Source organism: Salinisphaera shabanensis E1L3A (assembly GCF_000215955.2).
Lineage (GTDB): Bacteria > Pseudomonadota > Gammaproteobacteria > Nevskiales > Salinisphaeraceae > Salinisphaera > Salinisphaera shabanensis.
Genome location: NZ_AFNV02000001.1, coordinates 59,121 through 82,622, shown reverse-complemented (window position 1 = coordinate 82,622; position 23,502 = coordinate 59,121). Strand labels below are relative to the sequence as shown.

The 23,502-nt window shown below is 60.9% G+C and carries 29 protein-coding genes, 1 tRNA gene and 1 pseudogene; 16 read left to right on the top strand and 15 right to left on the bottom strand.

Annotated features, from left to right (window positions below):
• Window positions 1–74: 74 nt before the first annotated feature.
• The 7 genes and pseudogenes from SSPSH_RS00400 (at window position 75) to SSPSH_RS00375 (ending at window position 4,374) form a co-directional block, all read left to right on the top strand.
• The gene (locus tag SSPSH_RS00400) at window positions 75–614 is read left to right on the top strand and encodes a pentapeptide repeat-containing protein (RefSeq protein ID WP_021031242.1); all 540 of its coding nucleotides are present in this window, start codon (window positions 75–77) and stop codon (window positions 612–614) included.
• Between the two features lie 61 nt (window positions 615–675).
• Window positions 676–861, top strand: a pseudogene (locus SSPSH_RS19800) (helix-turn-helix domain-containing protein); the annotation flags it as partial.
• A 42-nt stretch (window positions 862–903) separates the two neighbouring features.
• A complete protein-coding gene (locus SSPSH_RS00395) occupies window positions 904–1,542 on the top strand; it encodes a LysR substrate-binding domain-containing protein (protein ID WP_006913342.1) in 639 nt (212 codons plus the stop codon).
• A gap of 122 nt (window positions 1,543–1,664) precedes the next feature.
• The gene (locus SSPSH_RS00390; RefSeq protein WP_006913343.1) at window positions 1,665–2,723 is read left to right on the top strand and encodes a putative urea ABC transporter substrate-binding protein; all 1,059 of its coding nucleotides are present in this window, start codon (window positions 1,665–1,667) and stop codon (window positions 2,721–2,723) included.
• Window positions 2,720–3,412 carry a cysteine hydrolase family protein gene (locus SSPSH_RS00385; protein ID WP_021031240.1) on the top strand — a complete coding sequence of 231 codons (693 nt, stop codon included), beginning with the start codon at window positions 2,720–2,722 and terminating at the stop codon, window positions 3,410–3,412. The genes SSPSH_RS00390 and SSPSH_RS00385 overlap by 4 nt, the downstream gene beginning before the upstream one ends.
• Window positions 3,413–3,472: 60 nt before the next feature.
• Window positions 3,473–3,931 (top strand): MaoC family dehydratase, encoded by a 459-nt coding sequence (locus tag SSPSH_RS00380; protein ID WP_006913345.1) that lies wholly within the window; start codon window positions 3,473–3,475, stop codon window positions 3,929–3,931.
• Window positions 3,928–4,374 (top strand): MaoC family dehydratase, encoded by a 447-nt coding sequence (locus SSPSH_RS00375; RefSeq protein WP_006913346.1) that lies wholly within the window; start codon window positions 3,928–3,930, stop codon window positions 4,372–4,374. Before SSPSH_RS00380 ends, SSPSH_RS00375 begins: the two co-directional genes overlap by 4 nt.
• Before the next feature lie 31 nt (window positions 4,375–4,405).
• On the opposite strand, the gene zapE is transcribed toward SSPSH_RS00375, so the two are convergent.
• The gene (zapE, locus tag SSPSH_RS00370; protein ID WP_006913347.1) at window positions 4,406–5,500 is read right to left on the bottom strand and encodes a cell division protein ZapE; all 1,095 of its coding nucleotides are present in this window, start codon (window positions 5,498–5,500) and stop codon (window positions 4,406–4,408) included.
• 45 nt (window positions 5,501–5,545) lie between these two features.
• On the opposite strand from zapE, the gene xerD reads away from it, so the two are divergent.
• Together xerD and SSPSH_RS00360 are read left to right on the top strand one after the other, a co-directional pair.
• Window positions 5,546–6,457 (top strand): site-specific tyrosine recombinase XerD, encoded by a 912-nt coding sequence (gene xerD / locus SSPSH_RS00365; protein ID WP_006913348.1) that lies wholly within the window; start codon window positions 5,546–5,548, stop codon window positions 6,455–6,457.
• Entirely contained in the window at window positions 6,457–6,990 is a 534-nt protein-coding gene (locus tag SSPSH_RS00360; protein WP_006913349.1) for a class IV adenylate cyclase, read from the top strand. Before xerD ends, SSPSH_RS00360 begins: the two co-directional genes overlap by 1 nt.
• Here SSPSH_RS00360 and fdxA read toward each other — a convergent pair.
• The gene (fdxA, locus tag SSPSH_RS00355) at window positions 6,987–7,310 is read right to left on the bottom strand and encodes a ferredoxin FdxA (protein WP_006913350.1); all 324 of its coding nucleotides are present in this window, start codon (window positions 7,308–7,310) and stop codon (window positions 6,987–6,989) included. The genes SSPSH_RS00360 and fdxA overlap by 4 nt on opposite strands.
• A gap of 204 nt (window positions 7,311–7,514) precedes the next feature.
• The gene (locus SSPSH_RS00350) at window positions 7,515–8,102 is read right to left on the bottom strand and encodes an NUDIX hydrolase (protein WP_006913351.1); all 588 of its coding nucleotides are present in this window, start codon (window positions 8,100–8,102) and stop codon (window positions 7,515–7,517) included.
• Between the two features lie 94 nt (window positions 8,103–8,196).
• Here SSPSH_RS00350 and ppc point away from each other — a divergent pair, with 94 nt between their 5' ends.
• From ppc to SSPSH_RS00335, 3 genes are all read left to right on the top strand, one after another.
• Window positions 8,197–10,983, top strand: a complete 2,787-nt coding sequence (gene ppc, locus SSPSH_RS00345) for a phosphoenolpyruvate carboxylase (RefSeq protein WP_006913352.1) — start codon at window positions 8,197–8,199, stop codon at window positions 10,981–10,983.
• Window positions 10,920–11,570 (top strand): hypothetical protein, encoded by a 651-nt coding sequence (locus tag SSPSH_RS00340; protein ID WP_006913353.1) that lies wholly within the window; start codon window positions 10,920–10,922, stop codon window positions 11,568–11,570. Before ppc ends, SSPSH_RS00340 begins: the two co-directional genes overlap by 64 nt.
• Before the next feature lie 85 nt (window positions 11,571–11,655).
• On the top strand, window positions 11,656–12,045 hold the full coding sequence (locus SSPSH_RS00335) for a hypothetical protein (RefSeq protein ID WP_006913354.1): 390 nt from the start codon (window positions 11,656–11,658) through the stop codon (window positions 12,043–12,045).
• Between the two features lie 75 nt (window positions 12,046–12,120).
• On the opposite strand, the gene SSPSH_RS00330 is transcribed toward SSPSH_RS00335, so the two are convergent.
• Together SSPSH_RS00330 and SSPSH_RS00325 are read right to left on the bottom strand one after the other, a co-directional pair.
• On the bottom strand, window positions 12,121–12,324 hold the full coding sequence (locus SSPSH_RS00330; RefSeq protein ID WP_006913355.1) for a SlyX family protein: 204 nt from the start codon (window positions 12,322–12,324) through the stop codon (window positions 12,121–12,123).
• Window positions 12,321–12,740 (bottom strand): HIT domain-containing protein, encoded by a 420-nt coding sequence (locus SSPSH_RS00325; protein WP_021031238.1) that lies wholly within the window; start codon window positions 12,738–12,740, stop codon window positions 12,321–12,323. Before SSPSH_RS00325 ends, SSPSH_RS00330 begins: the two co-directional genes overlap by 4 nt.
• Before the next feature lie 115 nt (window positions 12,741–12,855).
• Here SSPSH_RS00325 and SSPSH_RS18900 point away from each other — a divergent pair, with 115 nt between their 5' ends.
• Complete coding sequence (locus tag SSPSH_RS18900) at window positions 12,856–13,041, top strand: hypothetical protein (RefSeq protein ID WP_021031237.1); 186 nt, start codon at window positions 12,856–12,858, stop codon at window positions 13,039–13,041.
• 84 nt (window positions 13,042–13,125) lie between these two features.
• Window positions 13,126–14,463, top strand: a complete 1,338-nt coding sequence (locus SSPSH_RS00320; protein WP_006913358.1) for a TrkH family potassium uptake protein — start codon at window positions 13,126–13,128, stop codon at window positions 14,461–14,463.
• Window positions 14,464–14,471: 8 nt separating this feature from the next.
• Here the strand turns inward: SSPSH_RS00320 and SSPSH_RS00315 are convergent, their stop codons facing one another.
• From SSPSH_RS00315 to dacB, 10 genes are all read right to left on the bottom strand, one after another.
• A complete protein-coding gene (locus tag SSPSH_RS00315; RefSeq protein ID WP_021031236.1) occupies window positions 14,472–14,822 on the bottom strand; it encodes a LysE family translocator in 351 nt (116 codons plus the stop codon).
• A gap of 489 nt (window positions 14,823–15,311) precedes the next feature.
• Window positions 15,312–15,578 (bottom strand): HGGxSTG domain-containing protein, encoded by a 267-nt coding sequence (locus SSPSH_RS19795; RefSeq protein WP_420852591.1) that lies wholly within the window; start codon window positions 15,576–15,578, stop codon window positions 15,312–15,314.
• 155 nt (window positions 15,579–15,733) lie between these two features.
• Complete coding sequence (locus SSPSH_RS17595) at window positions 15,734–16,810, bottom strand: DNA-primase RepB domain-containing protein (protein ID WP_006913360.1); 1,077 nt, start codon at window positions 16,808–16,810, stop codon at window positions 15,734–15,736.
• A 130-nt stretch (window positions 16,811–16,940) separates the two neighbouring features.
• Entirely contained in the window at window positions 16,941–17,192 is a 252-nt protein-coding gene (locus tag SSPSH_RS19050; RefSeq protein WP_006913361.1) for a hypothetical protein, read from the bottom strand.
• Window positions 17,189–17,338, bottom strand: coding sequence for a hypothetical protein (locus tag SSPSH_RS18825; RefSeq protein WP_006913362.1), 150 nt, complete (start codon window positions 17,336–17,338; stop codon window positions 17,189–17,191). The genes SSPSH_RS19050 and SSPSH_RS18825 overlap by 4 nt, the downstream gene beginning before the upstream one ends.
• Window positions 17,335–17,529: a helix-turn-helix transcriptional regulator gene (locus SSPSH_RS18240; RefSeq protein ID WP_006913363.1), complete on the bottom strand. Its 195-nt coding sequence runs from the start codon at window positions 17,527–17,529 to the stop codon at window positions 17,335–17,337. Before SSPSH_RS18240 ends, SSPSH_RS18825 begins: the two co-directional genes overlap by 4 nt.
• Before the next feature lie 105 nt (window positions 17,530–17,634).
• Window positions 17,635–18,741: a hypothetical protein gene (locus SSPSH_RS00290; protein ID WP_021031235.1), complete on the bottom strand. Its 1,107-nt coding sequence runs from the start codon at window positions 18,739–18,741 to the stop codon at window positions 17,635–17,637.
• A gap of 3 nt (window positions 18,742–18,744) precedes the next feature.
• The gene (locus tag SSPSH_RS00285; protein WP_006913365.1) at window positions 18,745–19,947 is read right to left on the bottom strand and encodes a tyrosine-type recombinase/integrase; all 1,203 of its coding nucleotides are present in this window, start codon (window positions 19,945–19,947) and stop codon (window positions 18,745–18,747) included.
• Window positions 19,948–20,117: 170 nt separating this feature from the next.
• Window positions 20,118–20,204 (bottom strand) — tRNA-Leu (locus SSPSH_RS00280).
• A 65-nt stretch (window positions 20,205–20,269) separates the two neighbouring features.
• The gene (gene dacB, locus SSPSH_RS00275; RefSeq protein ID WP_161627788.1) at window positions 20,270–21,709 is read right to left on the bottom strand and encodes a D-alanyl-D-alanine carboxypeptidase/D-alanyl-D-alanine endopeptidase; all 1,440 of its coding nucleotides are present in this window, start codon (window positions 21,707–21,709) and stop codon (window positions 20,270–20,272) included.
• A gap of 192 nt (window positions 21,710–21,901) precedes the next feature.
• Between dacB and tgt the strand changes: the two genes are divergently transcribed.
• Window positions 21,902–23,038, top strand: coding sequence for a tRNA guanosine(34) transglycosylase Tgt (tgt, locus tag SSPSH_RS00270; protein WP_006913367.1), 1,137 nt, complete (start codon window positions 21,902–21,904; stop codon window positions 23,036–23,038).
• A gap of 111 nt (window positions 23,039–23,149) precedes the next feature.
• Window positions 23,150–23,476, top strand: a complete 327-nt coding sequence (yajC, locus tag SSPSH_RS00265; protein ID WP_006913368.1) for a preprotein translocase subunit YajC — start codon at window positions 23,150–23,152, stop codon at window positions 23,474–23,476.
• Window positions 23,477–23,502: the final 26 nt, after the last annotated feature.

Below are 23,502 nucleotides of genomic sequence, written 5' to 3'. Positions count from 1 at the left end.
CGTAGTCTCGGGATATATCGATTGTCTGCGCGAAACGCGTAGTGCTCGATCCAATATCGAAAAGGGGTATGGCGATGAATAAACGTCTATTGTCCGTGTTGTTTTCGGCAGCACTTGCGATCGGTCACGCCGGCGGCGTGATGGCCGGCGAACTCACCGTCGATGAAATACAGGCCGAACTCGATGCCGCCACACCGGAACAGCCGGCTGATTTTTCCGGTCACGATCTGCGTTATCTCGATCTGTCCGACATGGACCTGGCGGGTGCCAACCTGGCTGGTGCGGATCTCAGTAATGCCCGGCTGGAAAATACGCGCCTGGAAGGCGCAAGCTTGATCGGCGCCCATCTCGATAGCGCCTGGCTTAACGGCGCGGATCTTTCCAATGCGAATCTCTCGGGGGCCACGTTCAGCCAGGCGCAGTTGGCTACAGCACGGCTTGGCTCGGCCAATTTCAGCCATGCCGATCTGAGCGGTGCGGCGTTTGTCGATGCCGCGCTCGCCAACGCCGATTTCACCGGCGCCAATCTGGAGGACACCGATTTTGCCGGTGCCGAGTTGACCGGCACACGTGGATTGGAGGCGGTTCCAGGCCAGGCAGCGTCAAACGGCTAAGCAACTGGCACGGGCTTGGCATGTGCGGGAGCACTCTCATACAAGCCAGGCGAATCGATGAATCTCAACAGCGGCGATCTGGAAAAGCTGCGCGTTTTTTTTCGCGATCGTTCAGGCCAACGGTATTGCCAATGCACAGGGCGTACTCAACAAGGATGCATCGACGATAAGCCGGGCGCTCACCCAGCTCGAAGAACGCCTGCAGCTGCGTCTGTGCGAGCGGGGGCGGCAGGGTTTCGCACTCACGCCCGAGGGCAGGGCCGTGCACGCCAAGGCGAGAGAGCTGTTCATGTCGCTGCGCGGCTTCGAGCAGACCGTGGAAAGTGTGCGCGGTATTGGTGGCGGTACGCTACGGCTGGCCACCATCGATAATGTGATCGCCGATTGCCATTGTCCGCTGGTGGCGGCACTGCGTGATTTCATGCAGCCACAGACGGGCCGCGATATCGATTACAGCCTGACCGTGCTCACGCCCGAGGCCATGGAGCGGCAGCTGTTCGACAAGCGCATCGATCTGGCGCTGGGCGTGTTCGAGTCGCCGCATGAGCTGCTCGAGTACACACCGCTCTACGACGAAACCGATCATCTCTATGCTGCAGCCGCACACCCGGCCAGCGACGCAGGCCACGACACGGCAACGCTAGCGGCGGTGTTGTCGGCCTCACGCTTTGCGTCGCGCAGTTTTCTCGATGATGCGGAACGGGCGTTGCTCGGCCTCGGGAAGCTTGCCAGGGTCAGCCATGCCAGCAATCTGGAAGCATTGCTGGCCTTGATCCTGACCGGCCAATATGTGGGTTCATGCCGGCACATTACGCCCGGCCGTGGGTCGAAACAGGCGCGTTGCAGCGTATCGATCCCACACGCTATTCGCGCCGGTCCACGCTCAAGGTGGCGATTCATCGCGATAGCGCATCACGTGCGATCGTGACCGAATTTCTAGCGCATCTCACCGAACGTGCCGGCAGTACACGCGAACCTGCATGATGCGTCATGTAAGCGTGTCGGCGCGCGCGCTAACGTGAAACTCCCTATTAAAATCGGGTTGAATCCATGCGCCGTTTACTCTTGCTGGGCGTGCTTGTCGCCATCTTCTGCCAACCGAGCGCCGCCCGCGCCGAGCCCACCTATCGCGTGGCATGGACGATCTATGCCGGTTCGGTGCCGCTGGTCTATGCCGAGCAGACCGGGCTACTCGATGAATGGGCGGATCGCTACGGTATCGATATCGAAGCCGTTCAGATCAACGCTTACATCGAAGCGGTCACGCAATTTTCGCTCGGCCAGTTCGATGCCGTGATCTGCATGTCGCTGGATGCGCTCACCATTCCGGCGGCTTCCGGCATGGATACGTCGGTGATCGCGCCGTTGAGCACATCGGCCGGCAGCGACGGCCTGATCATGCGCGGCGACGATCCGCAGCTCGCCGATCTCAAAGGCAAGCAGATCAATCTCGTGGCCTTGTCCGGCTCGCACTACCTGCTGGCCCGCGCGCTGGATTCGGTCGGCCTTGCCGAGCCGGATGTGACCGTGATCAATACGTCGGACGCTGATATCGGTGCGGTCATGGAGGATTCGTCGGCCCAGGCCGTGGTCACATGGAAGCCCCAGCTCACGACTATTCTCGACCAGTACGACAATACCCATCTGGTTTACGACTCGTCCGATATTTACGGCGAGATCATCGATGTGGTGATCGCACCGACCGACAAGCTCGACGAACACCCCGAATTCGCCATGGCGCTCGCTGGGGCCTGGTTCGAGGCCGCCGCCGCGCTCGATCCGGCGCATCCCGGGCACCAGCGCCTGCTCGAAATCGCGGCGGATACCTTGAGTACCGATATCGACAGTGTGCGCAGCCAGCTGGCGACCATCGACTTCTTTACGCCGACCCAGGCCATCGATCTGATTCAGCGTGAGGATTTCGGCGCCACGCAGCGCCGGATCGCCGAGTTTGCGTTCAAGCACGGCCTGTTGGGCGACGGGCTGCCGAGCGCCGATTTCATCGGTATCGAAAACGGGCGTGGCGATATCATCGGCAACGCCGACAACGTGCGCCTGCGTTTTCGCAAGCAATGGCTGAGCGACGCATCCGAGGAAAGCGCCCCGTGAATCCCGCATTTCAGTCTTTGGCAAGCGCTTGCCCGTATGCATGGCCGGTGACGGGCGACTGGCGCGTGGCAGACACCGCGTTGCTGGTAATCGACATGCAGCGCGACTTCCTCGATCCGGACGGCTATTTCGCCGCCCTCGGGGAGAACGCGAGCGAACTGCGCGAAGCGGTCGGGCCCGCCGCGAAGGTGCTTGCCCTGGCGCGGCGTCTGGGCATGCGCGTGATTCATACTCGGGAAGGCCATCGGCCCGATCTGGCCGATCTCAACGACACCAAGCGTGCCCGCGCGCTGGCTATGGGCGCGCCCATAGGTGGTCCCGGTCCGCTCGGTCGGCTGCTGGTACGCGGCGAGCCGGGCTGGGACTCTATCGCCGAAATGGCGCCTGTCGATGACGAGATCGTGATCGATAAGTGTGGAAACGGTGCCTTTCATGCCACCGATCTCGACCAGGTTCTGCGTGCGAACGGTATTCGAAATCTTTGGCTGGTGGGTGTGACTACCGATGTCTGTGTCTCCTCGACCATGCGCGAAGCCAACGACCGTGGTTATGACGTGCTGCTGATCTCGGATGCCTGTTGCGCGGCGACGTCCGCGCTGCACGCAGCCACGCTTGCCGGCATCGAGCGTGAGGGCGGCGTGTTCGGTGCGCATATTTCAAGCAGCGCTCTGCTGGAAGCGGTGCGCTAACGGCGTCCGGGATACGCGCCGGGTTATAGTGCGGCGCATGAACTCAACAAGAGACTGCGCATGCGCTACTGGGAGGATTTCGAGGTCGGTGAGGTCGAACGCTACGGCGCCTATGCGGTGACCGAGGCCGAGATCATCGAGTTCGCCGAGGCCTACGACCCGCTGCCATTTCATACCGACCCGGAAGCGGCGAAGGACAGTCCCTACGGCGCGCTCACTGCGCCGGGGCTTCTGACCTGTGCGATCTTCATGCGGCTGCTTGTCGATCATCTGTTGCTTGACGCGGCATCGCTCGGTTCGCCGGGCGTGGATGCGGTGCGTTGGCTCAAGCCCGTGTACGCGGGCGATACGTTATCGCTGCGCCAGGAAGCCTTGGGCAAGCGTGTGCTGGAAAGTCGGCCGGAAATGGGCCTGGTCAAAAACCGCTTCGAGGTGCTCAATCAGCACGACGAAGTTGTCTGTGATATCGCTTCGAACGGCTTGTTCGCCCGACGCGACGCCGCGCGAGGCTCAGCATGATTCACTACGAAGATCTGACGGTGGGCGACACCGTCGAACTGGGCCCGACCAGCGCCAGCGCCGAAGAAATGATCGCCTTCGCCAAGCGCTACGATCCGCAGCCGTTTCATCTAAGTGATGAGGGCGCGGCGGATACCTATTTCGGGCGGCTGGCCGCTTCCGGTTGGCATACGGCCGCGTTGACCATGCGGCTCATGATGACCGGCCGCGACGAACCGTTGGCCAGTCTTGGCTCACCGGGTTTCGAGAACCTGCGCTGGCGCAAGCCGGTCTATCCGGACGATCAACTCACCGCGCTCGTTACCGTAGCGAGCAAACGGCTATCTGAATCACGGCCCGAAATGGGGCTGGTGCAGTTCGAGATCGAAACTCGCAATCAGGACGGTGTGGTGGTGATGAGTTTTGTGTCCACCTCGATGATGGCGCGACGCGAACCCGGCTGAGCATGGCCAGCCGGGTGCAGCAGGCCGACCGCTATGTGCGGTGCGGCTCGCCCAGATACTCGCTCGAACTCATCTCGTGCAGACGGCTGGCGGTGCGCTCGAACTCGAACCCCAGGCGTGTGCCCTGGTAGAGATCGTCCGGCTCGGCTTCGGCGGTACAGAACAGGTTCACGCGGCGATCGTAGAATTCATCCACGGCATTGATGAAGCGCCGCGCGGCGTTGTTTTCGTTATCGTCGAACACCGGCACGTTCGACACCATGATGGTCGAGTATTCGCGTGCCATCTCGATATAGTCGTTGGCCGAGCGATTGCCGCGGCACAGATCCTCGAACTCGAACCACACGGCACTATCGGCACGTCGGCGTACCGGAATCTTGCGGTCCAGAATCTTGACGTTGCCGCCTTCGACATCGCGTCCGGTGGCCATGCGCTCGAAATGGCTGGCGAGTACCGCATCGGCCTCTTCGCCGGTTGGCGTTTGGTAGGTAGCCGCTTCGTCGATGCGATCCAGACGATAGTCGGTGCCGTCGTCGAGATGCATCACCGTGCAGTATTGCTTGATACGCTCGATCGCCGGCTTGAAACGTTCGCGCTGCAGACCGTCCTTGTAGAGATCGTCCGGGTCCACGTTGGATGTCGTGACAAGCGTGACGCCGCGTTCGAACAGCTCTTCGGTGAGTCGGGCCAGGATCATCGCATCGGCCACGTCGGAAACGAAGAACTCGTCGAAACACAGCACGCGATCGCTGGCCCATTCCTTGGCGATGAGCTTGAGCGGATCAGACTTGTTCGCATATTTCTTGCGTGCCTCGTGCACCTTTTGCATGAAGCGATGAAAATGCAGCCGCGATTTTTCCTCGAACGGCAGATTCTCGAAGAAACAATCCATCAGATAAGTCTTGCCGCGGCCCACGCCGCCCCAGAGATAGAGACCCTTGACCGGTTCCCGCTTGCTCTTGCCGAACAGCGACTTGCTGGTGGGGTTATCGAGCAGAGCCTCGTGGATCGACTGTAGCGCGTCGACCGCTTTTTCCTGGGCGGGATCGCGCACGAAATCGTCGCGCTCGAGATCGGCGTCGTAGCGTGCGCGGGGGCCCGCGGCGCTCTGGGCGGAATCGGCCATGCAAACTCTCGTGCTTTAAAACCCGTTTATTATACGCTGCTCGCCATGGCCGCTATCGACGCTCTGGATGACGACACCGCGCGGGTGATCGAATCCTTCATTGACGGACTCTGGGCCGAGCGCGGGCTATCCGATGCCACGCTCGGCGCCTATCGTAACGATCTCGCCCATTTCGCCAAATGGCTGGACCGGCGCGTCGCGCTCATACAGGCCAAACGGGCGGATCTTCAGGCCTATCTTGCCGCGCGCAACACCCCCGGTTCGAGCCCGCGCAGCGCGGCGCGTCTGCTGTCGAGTCTGCGCCAGTTCTATCGCTATCAGCTGCGCGCCAACGCCATCGACGAAGACCCGACTGCGCTGATCGAAATGCCGACCCAGGGCCGGCGCCTGCCGAAAACGCTGACCGAGGCCGATGTCGAAGCGCTACTCAACGCACCCGATACCGATAGCGACATCGGCCTGCGCGATCGCGCCATGCTCGAACTCATGTATGCCGCCGGTTTACGTGTATCCGAGCTGGTCGGTGCGACCCGTGCCCAGGTCAACACACGCCAGGGCGTGATTCGCGTGACCGGCAAGGGCGGGCGCGAACGCCTGGTTCCGCTGGGTCTGGCCGCGGTCGAATGGCTGGAACAGTACATGCGCGAAGCGCGCGGCATCCTGCTCGGGGCGAAACAAAGCGATGCGCTGTTCGTCACCGGGCGCGGTGGCGGCATGACGCGCCAGAACGTCTGGCATCGGATTCGCGGTTATGCCGAGCAGGCAGGCATTCGCAACGACGTATCGCCGCATGCGCTGCGCCATGCGTTTGCGACTCACCTGCTCAATCACGGCGCCGATTTGAGAGCCGTACAGATGCTGCTGGGGCATGCCGACCTGTCGACTACGCAGATTTATACCCACGTTGCGCGTGCACGTCTGACCGCACTCCACGCCGAACATCATCCGCGCGGCTGATGGCACGCAATATCGAAATCAAGGCAGCGGTAGCCGATGCGCAAGCGCTGAGAACGCGCGTTGCCGAACTCGCCGATGACGGCCCGTGGCTGATCGAGCAGCACGATATTTTTTTCCATTGCGCGAACGGCCGGCTCAAGCTGCGTCGTTTCGGCAACGGCGAGGGTGAGCTGATCTTCTATCGCCGTCCGGATGCGAGCGGACCGAAAGCCTGTGAATACGAGCGCAATGCGGTGGCTGATCCGGATGCCATGAGACGTTTGCTAGAAATGGCCAACGGACTGCGCGGCGAGGTGATCAAAACCCGGACATTGTTCATGGCCAGGCGCACGCGCATCCACCTCGACCATGTCGCCGGCCTGGGCGACTACATGGAACTGGAAGTGGTACTGGCCGACGAGCCGATTGGAACCGGCCACGACGAAGCCGAACAGCTCATGCGAGAGCTCGGCATCGACGATTCAGCCCTCGTCGAAGGTGCCTATATCGATCTCATCGAAACGCAGGGCGCGTCAGCGCAACCCGCGTCCTAGCGCTCGAGTAGTTTGAGCTTGTCCGGCTTGTCGGCCCATTCGTCGGCATCGGCCGGCGCGTCCTTGATCTCGGTGATCACCGGCCACTTGGCGGACAGTTCTGCGTTGAGCTCCAGGAAGTGCGCCTGGTCTGCAGGCAGATCGTCTTCCGACAGAATCGCCTCGACCGGGCACTCGGGCTCACAAAGCGTGCAGTCGATGCACTCTTCCGGGTCGATGGCCAGGAAGTTCGGGCCTTCGTGGAAACAATCGACCGGGCAGACTTCCACGCAGTCGGTGTACTTGCACTTGATGCAGTTCTCGGTGACAACGAACGTCATCGTGGTCGAGCCTCGTAACAAAAACCTTAGATAGGCGACAGTTTATCAGCTGTCCGACGCGCGCGAGTCGCCGTCCGCGAGCCCGCGCGTCGACGTCATTCCATACGCACTGCGAATGCGCGCTATGGAGAATGCAACCCGCACGTCTATTGAACCCCGCAACACCGCGTCACGCCTTGATCTGGGTCAGGCGCACCTTGGTTGTTAGGATTGCTCGTCGGCCGTTCTGGCGACGCGATCGAGATTCATCTGTCGCCAGTCGTCGGCGCCAAGATCGTCGGTATGCAGCTCGAAGCGCCCGCGCGCGCGGTCGGCGAAATAATGGCTCAGCGCCCGATGAATGGTCGGAAAGGCCAGCTGCGACCATTCGATCTCGTCTTCGCTTTGCAGGAGGGCAATCTGGCTTTCCTGACCTGCGCCGTAGTGGCTGCCGGCCAGTTTTGCACGATAGAAGATATGCACCTGCCCGATATGGGTCACGTCGATCATCGCGAACAGCTCGGCGTCGCGGACTTCGGCCTGGGCTTCTTCGCGGGTTTCGCGCGCCGCACCCTGATAGATCGTTTCGCCCAGCTCCAGAAAACCGGCCGGCAACGTCCAGAAACCCAGCCGCGGCTCGATCGCACGCCGGCACATGAGGATCTTGTCTTCATGCTCGACAATACAGCCCACCACGTTGCGCGGGTTGTCGTAAAAGATCTCGCCGGTGGCGGTGCAGATATTGCGCTTGCGGTCATCGCCTGCCGGGATCTTGAACTCGGTCGGCGCGCCGCAGTTGGGGCAGTACGTCATGGGTTTCGGCATCGCGCAAGATTAGCAGACAACGAGTGGCGATCCGTGCGCTGCTATTCTGCGAGTCGGCACGAACCATGCAAACGGCTGAGACATGAATCCGTCGATCAATGAAAAACACCCGGCGATGAGCACGACCGACGTCGCTGCCCACGATGAAGCGCTGCGCGCGCAAGTCCGCGCAGCCGGTACATTGCTGGGCGACGTATTGCGCTCGCAGGCGCGCGAGGGCGTCTTCGATACCGTGGAAATCCTGAGGCGCGGCTATATCGCGCTACGCGAACAAGACGACGCGCAAAAGCGTGCCGAGCTGCAGGCGCTGGTTGCCGGTCTGCCGGCCGAGACGATGACCGAGGTCACCCGGGCCTTCGCGATCTATTTCAATCTCGCCAACCTGCTCGAAGAACTGCATGCGCATCGCACCCGACGCGCGCTGGCGGCCAATGGCAACCCGCAGTGGATCGGTTCGTTCAATCGCAGTTTTACCGATCTGGCCGACGAGGGGGTGAGTCTGGAGCAGGCGCTTGCGCGGCTTGAGCGGCTGTCATTCATGCCGGTGTTTACCGCGCACCCCACTGAAGCCAAACCGCGTGCGGTGCTCGACGCATTGCGGCGTCTGTTCGAGTGGTTTCGCGAACTGGCCTTCGATACGCCCGATGAGCGCCGCCACGCCGAGATCGAGGAACACATTCGCCAGAACATTCAAGTGCTCTGGAAAACCGAAGAACTGCGTGGCTCGCGCCCGACCGTCGCGGACGAGATCCGCAACGGCCTCTATTACTTCCGTGCATCGCTGTTTTCCAGCGTGCCGGTGATCTATCGCAACCTCGAACGCGCCTTGTCCAATGCCTACGGCGAACGCGTGGAGCCGCCGACCGTGCTGGATTTCGGCTCCTGGATTGGCGGCGATCGCGACGGCAACCCGTACGTCACCGCGCGCGAGACCCGTTATGCATTGCGCATGCAGGCGCGCGAGGTGCTTTCCGAATATTTGCGGCGGATCGATCATCTGGCCAGCCGGCTGTCGTTTTCGGCACGTTGGTGCAATCCCAGCGATGCGTTCTGGCAGTCACTGGCCGACGACGAACAACGGATTGCCGCGCATACCGGCGTACGCGCCGAACGCTTTGCGGCCGAACCCTATCGGCGCAAGCTCTATCTCATGCGCCAGCGCATCTCCGCGATGGTCGATCAGCTGCAGACCGAGTTGCGCCTGCGCGCCGAGCGCAGCGAACGCAGCCCGGTCGCCTATAACAGCGCCGCCGAACTGGTCGACGAAATCCGGATCATGCGCGAATCGCTGGCCGGGCACGGCGATGAGGCGATCGCCGAGGATGAAATCAAAGATCTGCAGCGTCTGGTACAGACATTCGGTTTTCATCTCGCGCGGCTGGATCTGCGCGAAGAATCCACCCGTCATACCCGGTGCATTCACGAGCTGTTTGCCGCGCTCGACATCTGCGAAGACTACGAATCGCTCGACGACGCCGCACGTACCGAGATACTGGCCGCGCAGCTCGCGCGCGACGAGGTGCCCGACGTGGCACGGGTGGATGTGTCCGGTGACGTGGGCGATACGCTCGACAGCCTTGCGGTGGTACGCGAATTCACCCGCACACTGGGTGTTGATGCCTTTGGCAGTTACGTGATTTCGATGACGCACAACGTTTCGGACATGCTCGCGCTGCTATGGCTGATGCGTGCAACCGGCGTCTATGAGCCGGGGGCGGTTACGCCGCCGCTGGCGATCGCGCCGTTGTTCGAAACCGTGGCCGATCTCGAGCATATCGAACCGGTGCTCGACGGCCTGCTGGGTCAGCCGGCCTATCGCGCATTCCTCGAAGCCCAGGGCGACGGCACGCGCCGACAGGAAGTCATGCTCGGCTATTCGGATTCCTGCAAGGACGGCGGCATCATGGCCTCGCGCTGGCAGCTGTATAAAGCCCAGCAGCTGGCGGTCGCGGTGTGCGATAAGCACGAGGTCGACAGTCTGCTGTTTCATGGTCGTGGCGGCACCGTCGGCCGTGGTGGCGGGCCGACCCATCAGGCGATCGTGTCGCAGCCGCCGGGCACGGTGCGTTCGCGGATCAAGTTCACCGAGCAGGGCGAAATGATCTTCGCCAAGTACAGCAATCCGGAAACCGCCGTGCACGAGCTCACGCTCGGTATCACCGGCACGCTCAAGGCCAGCGGTTTTGCCACCGACGATACCGATCATTCCCGTATCGCCAGCGCACTATCGGATACCGGCGAGGCGTTCTATCGGCGTCTGACCGAAGACACCGACGGCTTTTTCGATTATTTCTATGCGGCCACGCCCACGGCCGAAATTGGCGCGCTGAATATCGGTTCGCGGCCCGGCCATCGCAAGGCGGTACGCGGCAAGTCCTCGATTCGGGCGATTTCCTGGGTTTTCGCCTGGGCACAGTCGCGCCATACCTTGCCCGGCTGGCTCGGCGTGGGCACGGCGCTCAACGACGCCGGTATCGACAACGACGAGCTGGTAGCGCTCTATCGCGACTGGCCGTATTTCCGCACCATTATCGACAGCGTGCAGATGTCGCTGGCCAAGGCAGACCTGCGCATCGCGGCAACGTATGCCGAGCTTGCACCGGCACAGAACGCGATTTTCGAATCCATCAAGGCCGAGTACGAGCGCGCCGTCGAGCGTATACTCGCGATTACCGGAGAGACCGCGCTGCTTGACGACGATGCCGTGCTCAAACGCTCGCTGGATCGGCGTCGGCCGTATCTCGATCCGCTCAACCATATTCAGATCACCGCGCTCACGCGCTATCGTGAAGGCGGCGATCGTGTATGGCTGGATCCGGTGTTGCGCTCGATCAACGCGATCGCTGCCGGCATGCGCAATACGGGCTGACGTCGTTTCGCGTTATCGATAGTGAGATCAACACCATGAATGCTCGGTTTCTTCTTTTTCCGCGAGGCGCTGTCTGGCTAGCGCTGTTGGCTTGCCTGCTTGCCCCGAGCGCGTTCGCGCAGACGCAGCAGGGAGGCACAGCAGCCGAGCCAGTCCGTGAACGTCCGCAGCGGCCGGTCTATCTGGATATCGTGCCGGTCGCGGATGCGCGTTACTCCATGCTGACCGAGGAACTGGTGACATCGCTCGCACGCGAGGCGTTGTCCGGCGCGCGCCAGGCCACGATTCGCATGGCCGGGCAGGAGCTGCCGACGGGCGTACGTGTGTTGCGCATCATGTATATCGTGCACCAGCAGGAAGACGAAACCGGCGTGACCGCGGCGGTCGCCGCGTCAACCGAACTGCTGCGTACGGCCAACGAAGGCGATGGTGGCGTTCAGACCTTTTCTATCTACAACGGCTTGCAACAAACACTGGTTCAAGGTCCCGACGTGACCCGTGCCCGTGAACAGTTGCGTGCAGCGTTCAAGCAAGAGCTACAGGCGCGTATCAACTCGGCGTTCCAGAACGCCGAAGCGCTCAAGTAGCACTGCGTACAGGCGAGGCGCTTAGCCTCGCGGCTGCACGCTGTTATCCTTGCGGTCATTGTTTTTGACGTTCAAGGAAACCGTCATGGCCGAAAACGAAATGCCCGAAATCAAGGTCGATGCCGACAGCCTCTATCGCGAGGAGTCGTTTACGGATCTGAAGGTGGGCAGTATCCGCCGGCTGATTCCCGTGACCAAGGAAGGCGAAGACGATAGTTCGCGCGAAACCCGCTACGAAGGCTCCGCCAGCTTGATGACGCCCGCCGGCAATCTGCCCCTGTCGTTCGAGCTCGAAGCCGACACGCTCTCCGGCGCGATCGATCAGTTCCCGGATGCGGTCAATGCCGCGGCCGAACGCGCGATCGAGGAACTCAAGGAAATGCAGCGCCAGCAAAGCCAGCAGATCCAGGTGCCGGGCCAGGGCGGTTATGGCGGCGGTGGCCAGCAGGGCGGCGGCGGTCGTATTCAGTTCTAGTCACGCGGGCGCGATCGGCGCCTGCGATCGCCTTGCCGTGGATCGCAGCGCTGCCCGGCAAATGAGCAACCGGTTCTAATAGTGCGGCGGCGTTTCGTCCAGTTCCTGGACGTCGCCGCCTTCGGACAAAGATTCGATACGCGATTGCAGTTGCGTATAGCGTTCGTTGAGCCGATCGATGTCGCGGCTTTGTGCATAGACCAGGTCGCTGAGCTGTTCGATGGTTGCGTCCTGATAGGCGATACGCATCTCCAGCGTTTCGATGCTCGATTCGCTCATGCCATACCGCCGGCGACCAGTCCGAGGTCGGCGACAAGACGATCACGCAGTGCAGCGATCATTGTCGGACTATAGTTGTTCGATTCTTCGAGATTGCCCCAGACCGGTCGCGGCCAGCAGGCATCGTTTTTGTGTCGGGCGATGATATGTATATGCATTTGTGCGACCTGATTGCCCAGCGTTGCGACGTTGAGCTTATCGGCTTCGAATTCGTTTGCGACGAAGCGCGAGAGCGCACGGATCTGAGCGCTCACGCGAGCATGCTCTGCGTCGTCGAGCTGGTGCCAGTCGACCGCGGGCGTATCCACCACCAGGATGAACCAGCCGACCGCGGCGTTGCGGTGAAGTAGAACGCTTGCGTGCTCTAGGGCGCCCAGCACATGGCAATCGGCGAGTAGTTGATCGTTGATATGCATCGGCGTAGGCCTTGCGGTACGAAAACGATCGGCGCTATCGGCGCCGGGGGCGTCATTGTATAAGATTGGCGAGGCGCAACCGGCCGTATCGGGGCCGTAGTTCATCGGGGGATCAATGGACGCAATCAGAAGTTGGATCGATGTCATTCAAGGCGGCGGGTGGTCAGGCCTGTTGATGGCGGGCTTCGCGGTAGTGACCGTGATGTTTATCTTCGCCTTCATCTCGAACAAGTATTTCTGGATTGTGCTGGCGCTCGTGGCGGCCGGCTTTGGCGTGTATTACATGCTCTATCTGCATTAGGGGCGGCGCGAACACGGGCGACTAGCGCGCATTCATCGTTTGTGATCAATTATCGGCGTTCGCTCACTTCGGTCGCTTTTTTTCTTGAAGCTCTGGCGGTTACGGCTTTCCGGCATTGTTCGCCGCCGACGCCCGGTTACGCTGGTCCTATGGGGCTACGCGTTCTATGTTGCCTGTGGCTTTGCATTGCTGTGCCTGCCGTTTGCGCACGAGCGCGCCGGGCTGGCATGGCTCGATCATTTGTTCACCGCGACCTCGGCGGTTTCGACCACGGGCCTGGTCTCGATCAGCCCGTCGGGCAGCTATAGTTTCTTCGGCGAACTGATTATTCTCGGCCTGATTCAGCTCGGCGGGATCGGCTACATGACGCTGGGCTCGTTCGTGATGCTCGCATTACGGCATCGCCTCAATGCCGTACACCGCGGCGTTACGCGCAGCGCCTTTGTGCTGCCGCGCGATATGAATATCGCGGCTTTCATTCGCGCAGTGATTGTATTCACGCTGGCCATCGAGTTCGTCGGGGCCCTGTTGCTGACGCTATTTTTCGCGCGTGCCGGCACGCCGGATGCGCTCTGGAACGGCGTTTTTCATTCCGTGTCGGCATTCTGTACCGCGGGTTTCAGCCTGTTCGATACCAGTCTCGAAGCGTACCGTGCGAATGCCGGCATCGTGCTCGTGGTTGCGGCGTTGAGTTATCTCGGTGCCATTGGCTTTATCGTCATGAGTGACTGGTGGCGCTGGGTCGCCCGTCGGCGTGCGCCCTCGCTGACGTCGCGCATCATTCTTCGAGTGACTTTCTGGCTTGCCGTGATCGGCACCGTGTCGATCGCGCTCACCGATGCGCATCTGGCCCAGATGGCCTGGCCGGAGCGGCTGCTCGCTGCGTTCTTTCAAGTCATGACCGCCATGACCACCGTCGGCTTCGACACGGTGCCGATCGCGAACCTCGGCTCGGCATCGATTCTATTGCTGCTGGTCGCGATGGTGATGGGTGCATCACCCTCGGGTACCGGGGGCGGCATCAAGTCGACAACGGTAGCGATCTTCTACGGTGCAGTGCGCGGCGCGCTGGCCGGGCGTGAAACGGTCCGTCTGCTGGGCCAGACGATCAGTTCGCGGCGTATTCATATGGCCATGGCCGCGACGGGGTTTTATATCGGTACGTTGGTCGTGGGCATGGCCGCGCTCATGCTGGTCGAGGATCAGGATTTTGCGATGCTGATGTTCGAATCGGCCTCGGCAATAGGCACCGTCGGCCTGAGCCTTGGCGCGACCGCCGAGTTGAGCGTGGCAGGCAAGTGGATCGTCATCGCCATGATGTTTGTTGGCCGGTTGGGCCCGATTACGGTCGGTGTGGCCTTGTTCCCGCGAGCCGATGACGACAGAACGCCGAATCGTGCTGCCGCGGACCTCGCGGTTTAAGCACGCTGTTAGCGTGCGTGGGGTAAGAGCGCGAGGCGCAGACCGAAGCCGATGAGCACCGTGCCGGTTATGCCATCGAGCGTGCGTGTGACTGCCGGGCGGCCGAGTGCACCGGCAAACGGCCGGGTGGCCGATATGAGCAGAACGAACCAGGGCAGAGTGAGTCCGGCATGAATCGCGGCCAATAGCGTGCTGAACGCGATGACGTTGACGTTGGCCGGAATGAACTGCGGCAGAAAGCTGACGTAGAACAAGCCCACCTTGGGGGTGAGCAGATTCGTGCCCAGTCCGCGCAATAGCCAGCCGCGAGCGGACTGTCGGCCTTCGCGATCACGTCGCGGCCTGCGGCGTCGAGGCATCGATAGAAGCCTGCCGCGCCGTGGTGCGTCTTGCCCGCGGCCAGATCACGAATGGTGCCGGGGCGGCTACCATATTCAAGTCATATATATATGTAATAAAAGCGTTTATCGCGATATATGGCGACAAAGTACCCCCAAAAGTACCCCCAAAAATCGTTGCTGCGCTGCCGTTGGCCTCGGTTGCACGGCGGCGATGATCGACCGTGGCCGCGACGATAATTTTTACTAAAGTAGACGAAAATAGACTCGTAGCGCCAAAGTCATTCGCGCCCGTGCGCGCGCGTTATGGGCGGGAAAAACTCCGGCCCGGGCGGCTATGAAGCATAGGACTAGCTGGGGGCGGCCTCTAAAGTTCGGCGGTTTGCTACGTAGATCGCTCGACCAATTGCTAGATGCTAAAGCTGGATACTTTTTGCGTGATCGGGCGGCAATCTGGCTACCAGTCAGCTTCATTTTTTGATTAAGAATCAAGATATATCAGCGATTTTCCTATCGCCTGTGGTTTAGGTTTTCCGCCACTCGCGCCTTGCCTTCGGGAGTCCGTGGCCCGGTCGAGCATCCGCCATGCCATTTGCAACGCCGTTTGCCCGGTACGCTCGGTGCCTCGCAAGGCTCGCCGTCGCTCCGACGCTTCGCCCCACAAGCAACCCTGTTAGCTTTTGTTAACGTTCGCGTTCGTTCGATGCGGGCATCTAGCGCGGTCTGTCGGGCTAGATAGTACGGGCGCGTGCGTACTGCGTGTTTAATCTGGCTCATCGTCTGTTATCGCCTCGGCTCATTGCGTTCGATCGTCGGCCTTAACCCCTCCAATCACACACACCAGCACCCTAGGACTGGCAGATGTATATAGGGGTACATGGAAAGCACCAGCGAGCGCCGATCCCGCGACCGTGAATCAATCAGTTACGCTCTTACGCTGCTTCATCGTGGCGGTCGGATTGCCGGTGCTGGTGATGTGAGCGCACCAGGCTGGTGTCGAGACTGCACCTGCTTTCATCCGGTGGCTGCTTCCATAGATCGGGCGCGATGCTGGTAGGCACTGCATCGTGCTTGCCGTTGCAGGCGTCTATAGGCTTGAACGTTAGAGCGAGCAGATAACACTGCCGGGGGCGTGTTCGGGTGTAGACGACCCAGCCGCAAGCCAGCAGCTCATCGCGTGCCCGCCAGATCGTGCGCTTGCCGAGTTCCAGGCCGCGCTGCTTGAGCGTAGCGGGCGCAAGCGTCAGATCGCCGTTATTGAAGCCGTTGTACTGCTTGACCAGTTCGAGCAGCAGCGTGCGTGCTAGCGGGCTTAGGCGCAGATAGTTCTCGTGCTCCAGATGCACGTAGTCGAGCTTGGCAAACTGCCGTGATGGCGGCGTGCCGTGGCCGTGCTGGTAATCCGGGCGAATGGTAGGGGTATCTGCGCCTAGCTGTTCAAGCAGTTCGTGGCCGCTGCGTGGCGGGCCGCCGGTACACTCGATCAATCTCACCATGAAGGCGCTACGCTTTCGATGGTAGAAGCCGGGCAGGCGCATGACGCGGGGCAGGTCGCACACCTTCGGATCGCCGCCGAAGGCTTCAGCCAGGGCTTGCTGCATCGCCTTGAATTGGCCGAGCGCTAGGGTATCTACGCACCAATAGGCATGGAACCGCCCCGGACTTGTTTCCGTTACAAGATGTGGCGCAACGGCCGCGCTTCGGACAGGCTCTAGTGGGGCGCCGTCCAGGTCGAGAAACAGCGCCCGAACCTGCGTTACGCTCTTGGTGGTACGGGCCTTTAGATCGCCTCGGTTGACCATGACGAACACACCTGCGCCCGCCGCGTTCAAGCGTGTCAGTTCGCAAGCATGACGATCCAGCGAGCCGTGGAGTACACGGTTAAGATGCCGCCGCTTAGCGCGCGTGTCGTCAAAGGTCTGAAACGTCAGCTTTCCATCGGGCGCTAGACGCTTCAAGAACGTTGCTGCCGCTGCCAGATCGAGCGTGCTGGTATCGCCGCCGCTCATGGCTGCGCCCGTCCGCGATGTTGGCATTTGTAGACATTCCGGCCCGGTTGCGATTGAATCGCGGTGCAGTAAAGCGGGCTTGCCTCGCGGCCTCGGCTATTGACGTAGCCGGGGCTATCTTGTCGCCGTTTCATGGTGTGCCCTCCATGCCGCTATTGCCGGGCAGGCGCGCTCGTCGCCGCTTGTCGGCGGCTTGGCGCAGTTCGGCGTCGATGGCGGGGCGTTGGTATGGCCCGGACTCCGGCCCGGTGCGGACAGGCCATAGGGGGCAGGCGAACGCGGCGCATTGGGCAATCTGTTCGCGCCACGTACCCAGGCCGCTGCCCGGGTCGTAAATGCAGTCCTTACACTTGGCGTCGATGGGCTGGCGTAGCGATTTCATGCCCGGCCCTCCGCATATCGGCGCAGCCAAGACAACGCGGCGTATTGCTCTGCGTCATTCATGGCGGCCAGGTCGTACTGCACTCCGGTTTCGGTGTAACGGTAGGCGAGCGCGAGCAGTTCGAGCTTCCAGGCTGGGGCGTTCATGCCGCACCCCGGCGCTGAATCTGGCGCTCGATGTACTCGTCTATCTCGGATTCGACCCAAGCGACTGCCCGCGCGCCTATGGGTACGGGCTTGGGAAACTCGCCGCGTTGGATAGCGGCATAGATTGCACTACGCGATTGCCCGGTACGGGCTTTTACAGTTGGGAGTCGTAGCAGAGAAGGCTTTGGCATAGCGTACGTCCTTGGGTCTGTGAGGATGGCGTACGCTTATATTGGAATCATGCTCTAAACGGTTACAGGTGGGTTTTGGGAAGGCTTTTGTCCGAAGCAACCCCTTTAACTATCGATTCGCCAGCTCTTTACTTTATCCGCGTCTACCGTCGCACCGAGTACCACGTTTGCACATATCGCTACCTGCGTAGGAGAGCTAACCTGAAACGCCTCACGTAGAAACGAATCAAGTCTGCGGCAGAAAGCTCTTAAACTGGCATTCTTCTCGTTTGGTCTTGGGTTGTCTGGGTCTATCTGGATGCTTTCTGATACCGAGTTCAGCTTGTCGCTTATATTGTCTAGAAACTCTGAAAGCGATTCCGGGGCTTCGTCGTCGCCAAGTTTTCGGAGTTTGAAAGCTCGATCTGCGTTCTTATTGAAGTTGCCGGTTATAGAGTCTGTGATCTGTTCGAAAAGCGTATTTATATCGTCTTCGTCGAGTGTTCCTCCTTCGAGTGCAATCAAGCTATCTGATGCCGCGTATCGCTTGTCCAACCAATCGTCCATCGCTTCGTCCGTCGGATTGACTGGTACGGGTATCGCGTTATCGATTTGATTTATTTTAAGCGCTAAAGACGGATTAAAGACCTCTATGAATTGGTCTCTGTAGTTCTCAATTTCGCGACTTACGTAGTGCCGAAGGTGGGGCGTGCGGACGTAGCCTAAGACAGGCACGTCGTAATACGGCGACCCACGCAGTGCCTGCGACGCGTTACGAAGGCTGCCGATAACTCGATCGAGTTCACGTTTTCGCGTTTTCGTATCACCGTTGAGATGTCGAGGTAGCGGATAAGTTAAGACTTGGATGTATATAGCCAAGTTCTTGAGCGCGACCTCAAGGGGTTTCTCGTGCAGTAGTTGCCTGGAGCGGAGCGGCTTCCCGTAATTTTCTTCTTCGGCCTTCTCTTGTTCATCGAGATATTCTAGGTACCTATCTGTCGGCCCCTTTTTTCGGGCTTGTGTCCAAAAATTCCGCATTCGTTGATCAAAAAATAAACGAGCCGCTATCTCGTATTCGTGGCGCATCCTACTGCCCACCGCGCCGATCCGGTCGATATCTTCTGTCGCTTGTCGATCCTCGATTATTCGGTCTCGAACTTCGAGCGCGTATTCTTCGGGAACATCGGGCACGGGTAACGAATCCGCTTTTATTGAACGCTCAATACTGCACATGAGTTAACCCTTCATCGACACAGCGCTGCTCCTCGGCTTCAACCCGCTTAGATAGTCGGCCCACCACTGCATCATCGTTCGGCGTTCCTCCAAATATTCGGATCGGTGGTAAGCGGCGCGTACTTTGTCTTTTTCAGCGTGCGCTAGCTGCCGCTCGATGGCGTCTCGATGGAAGCCGCTCTCATTGAGAATTGTTGAAGCCGTCGCCCGGAAGCCGTGGACGGTCGCCTGTCGCTTGTAGCCCATGCGGTAGAGGGCGTAGAGCAGCGTGTTTTCGCTCATTGGCCGGGTCGTGCTGTTCCGTCCGGTGAAGATATAGCGGTAATACCCGGTGATCGGTTGGAGGGCGTTCAGCACGTCGATGGCCTGCGTGGATAGCGGCACGATATGTTCGCTGCCCATCTTCATGCGTTCGGCAGGCACGCGCCATTCGGCCCGGTCGAAGTCGATCTCGTGCCATTCGGCGGTGCGTAGCTCGGCGGTGCGTAGAAAGGTGAGGGCGATTAGCTGCAAGCCGTAGCGTGTCAGCAGGTGGCCGTCGTAGCTGTCGAGGCTTCGCAGAAAAGCGGGCAGGTCGTCGCGTGACAGGGCAGCGTGGTTCTTGGTCTTGCGCGTCTTGAGCGCGCCGACCAGATCGGCGCTGGGGTTATACGTTGCCTTGCTGGTGACGATGGCGTACCGGAACACCATGCCAATGCGTTGTAGCACGCGGTGCGAATAGTCCAGGGCGTCGCGCTTTTCTATGCGACGTATCACGCGCAGCAGTTCGGGCGCGGTGATTTCGGCGACGGGGCGTTTGCCGATATGCGGGAATACATCGGCGTCTAGTGAGCGCAGCACCTTGGCGGCGTGCTTCTCACTCCAGCGAGGCCGCTTGTGTTCGTGCCATTCCAGCGCCACGGCTTTAAAGGAGTTAGCCGCGTTAGCTTTAGCGGCTTCGTCTCGCAGCCGTTTTACTTCCATCGGGTCTTGACCGGCGCCTAGCTGCTTGCGGGCTTGCTCCCGTCGGGTGCGTGCGTCGGCGAGCGTTACATCCGCGAGGGTGCCAAAGGCTAAGGTCTTTTCCTTGCCGTGAACGCGGTATTTCATTCGCCAGTATTTGCCGCCGTTAGGCTTCACCAGCAAGTACAGGCCGCCGCCGTCCGCGATCTTGTACTGTTTGGCTCTAGGCTTGGCCTGCTTGGCTTGGACGGCAGTAAGGGGCATGGCGTTGGGGGTACTTCGTGGCGCCCGCTGGGCAAGTACCCCCGAAAGTACCCCCACGTACCCCCGGATGGCAATAGACGCTGTTGGACGGTATAGGCACAAAAAAGCCCGCTAGGCCAATGGTTGCGGGCTGATTCGTGGCTCTCTTGGGAACCGCTCGGAAGCGATGATGGTGCCCGGGGCGAGAATCGAACTCGCACTCTGTTGCCAGAACCGGATTTTGAATCCGGCGCGTCTACCAGTTCCGCCACCCGGGCAGGTGATCGGCGCGCAGTATACCGCTGTCGCCGCATCTGACCAATGCATAGCGGCTCGAAACCGCTCAATAATCGGCGAGAATCGACTCCATATCGGTCTGATAGGCGGTCACGGTCTGGCGATAACTCAGCGACGGCCGCGACGACGTGCCGTTAATCACGAATGCGAACGCGCCGTAGCCGCCGTTCTGAAGCCGGAAATACCCGGCCAGCGCGCGCACCGTGACCGGTTCGCTGAGCGTGCCCGTCTTGCCATTGATGCGGGTGAGCCAGTCGAAATTGCCCTGTTTGAGCGTGCGCGAAGGCGCGGACAGGGGCACGGGAATGCTGCCGTAGAAGGCCGGAAACAAAGAAGGCTGCCGGTACATATACGACAACAGCGCGACCAGATCGCGCGCCGATAGCTTGTTGCTCACGGCTAGACCGCTGCCGCTGTCGAGCACCGCGCCGTTGCCGGCGATCGCCTGCATGGGAAAGTTCTCGCGCAGGGCGCGATCGGCGAGCGCTTCCAGCGCCTGCGAGGCCAGCGGCAGGGTGAGTGGCCGGTTATAGCCGCTGTCGGCAGCGAGATCGAGCGTGAGCGTATCCGCCATGTAGTTGTTCGAATACGCCATGAGCGGGATCAGCTGTTCGGCCAGCGTATCGCTTTCCACGCGTGCCAGCGTGTTACCGCCGCCGATGTTGCCCTGTACGCGCACGCTGCCGGTTACCGCGATACCCATATCGTCTAGCATCGCGGCCAGCACGCGCGCCGTATCTTCGGCCGGGCCGGTTACGGCGCGATGGATCTTGTAGGGCCCGGTGCCCATCGGAAGCGAACCGCGCAGGTGGAGTGTGGACTGGCCGTTGTCGTAGGTGCGCCACACGCTCAGGCTCGGGCGGGTGCTGGGCAGCCCGGTACTGACATCGTTGGCCACGAGATAGCCGGATAGGCCGCGCGGCAGCAGTTCGACACGGGCCGGGTCGCCGGCGCGCTCGCCCGCGTAGACGTTGGTCTGGATGGTGGCGAAGTTTACGCCAGCGGACGACAGCGGTGCACTATAGGCATGCGACGCCACGCGCTGCGCGTTGCAGCGATCCTTGGTCAGGCATGGGACGTTGCCGAACAGACCATCGTCGACGACCAGATCGCCGTTTATGCGCGAAACGCCGCGTTCACGCAGACCGTTAATCAAGGTCCACAGGCGGGCATTATCGAGCGCGGGGTCGCCCCCGCCGACGAATACGAGATTACCGTTGAGGGTATTGCCCGACACGCTGCCGCTGGTGGTGAATCGGCTGGTGAAGCGATGCGCGGGGCCGAACTGCTCGAGTGCCGCACCCGCGGCATACAGCTTGCTGACGGAGGCCGGCGTCAGTCGCTGATCGGGATTGATCTCGTCGATGATCGACATGTCATCGAGACGAATGACCATGGCGCTGACGTTGGCATTGCGCGATAGCGTGCGCAACGAGTCGAGATAGGATGCCGCGCTGGCCGGCACGGCCAAGCACAATATAGACATAGCCAGCGTGGTTGCGAACACCACGCCGGCTCGCGGCCGGCGTCGGGCCGATTGACGAACGATGAGCATCTTATCCCTGAGCGCGCGGCGAAAGCGGCCAGTGTAGGGCCAGCGCGGGTACGGACTCAATTTCACGATTACCATGATCCTGCCCGTCGACGCGGTGCGCCGGCGTGTCTAAACTGCGCGGCCATGCATCTCGAACATATCAGTAACTCGGGCGACGCGCGCCGCGCGCGCCTGACTCTGCCGCACGGTGTCGTCGATACGCCCACCTTCATGCCGGTCGGTACCTACGGCACGGTCAAGGGCATGACGCCCGAGGAACTGGAAAGCCTGGGCGCACAGATCGTGCTCGGCAACACCTATCATCTGATGTTGCGCCCGGGAACCGAGATTATCGGTCAGCATGGTGGCCTGCATGACTTCATGCATTGGCACAAGCCGATTCTCACCGATTCGGGCGGCTTTCAGGTGTGGAGTCTGGCCGAGATGCGCAAACTCACCGAAGACGGTGTGGCGTTTCGCTCGCCGCTCGACGGTTCGCGCCAGTATCTTTCGCCGGAGCGTTCGATCGAGGTCCAGCATGCGCTGAACTCCGACATCGTCATGTGCCTGGACGAATGCACCGATTATCCGGTGCCCAAGCAGGACGCAGCCGCCTCGATGCAGCTATCCATGCGCTGGGCCGAGCGCTGTCGTACCGCCCACGGCGACAGCCAGAACCTGCTGTTCGGCATCAACCAGGGCAGTGTCTTTGCCGATCTGCGCGCGGAATCGATGGCCGCGCTCGTGGATATCGGTTTCGACGGCTATGCCATTGGCGGCGTATCGGTGGGCGAGGCCTGGGCCGACAAGGCCGCCGTGCTCGAAGGCGTGTTGCCGGTCACGCCCGCCGATTATCCGCGCTATCTCATGGGTGTGGGCACGCCCTCGGATCTGGTGGCCGCGGTGTCGTTCGGTATCGATATGTTCGATTGTGTGATGCCCACGCGTAACGCCCGCAACGGCTATCTGTTCACCTCCGAGGGCGTGGTCAAGATCAAGAACGCGGTGCACAAGCACGATACCGGGCCGCTGGATGCGAACTGCGGCTGTCCGACCTGTCGGAACTACAGCCGCGCCTATCTGCATCATTTGTATCGCTGCGGCGAGATTCTGGCTGCACGGCTGAACACCTGGCACAACCTGTTTTACTACCAGCGGCTCATGCAGCGTATACGCGAAGCGATCGAGACGGATCGCTACAGCGAATTCATGCGCGAGTTCTTCAGCGGCCCGGAAGGCGCCGGCACGGCGCAGGCCGCGTATTTCGGCTATGGCGTGTAGCCTTGCCGGCTTCGGGCGCGTGTGCCCGGAAGTGCCCGAATGCTGTGGCATACTACGCCGCTTGGTCGGGCGCGCACGCGTGCCAGCCCCAGTTTTCAATCGAGGTAAATTATGGATTTTCTGATTTCGCCGGCCTATGCGCAGGCGGGCGGCCAGGCAGGCGGCATCATGCCGACGCTGATCATGGTCGGTCTGTTCTTCGTGTTCATGTATTTCATGATCATCCGGCCGCAGATGAAGCGTCAGAAGGAACACAAGAAGCTGCTCGAAAGCCTGGACAAGGGCGTCGAAGTGGTCACCTCCGGCGGCGTGGCCGGCAAGATTCGCCAGGTGGGCGAAAACTTCATCGTTGTGGAAGTGTCCGAAGGCGTCGAGATCCGTATTCAGAAGAATGCGGTGGCCAGTGTGGTGCCCAAGGGCACGCTGGACTCGCTGTAAGCGTAATCTTCGCGGCTGCACCGGCG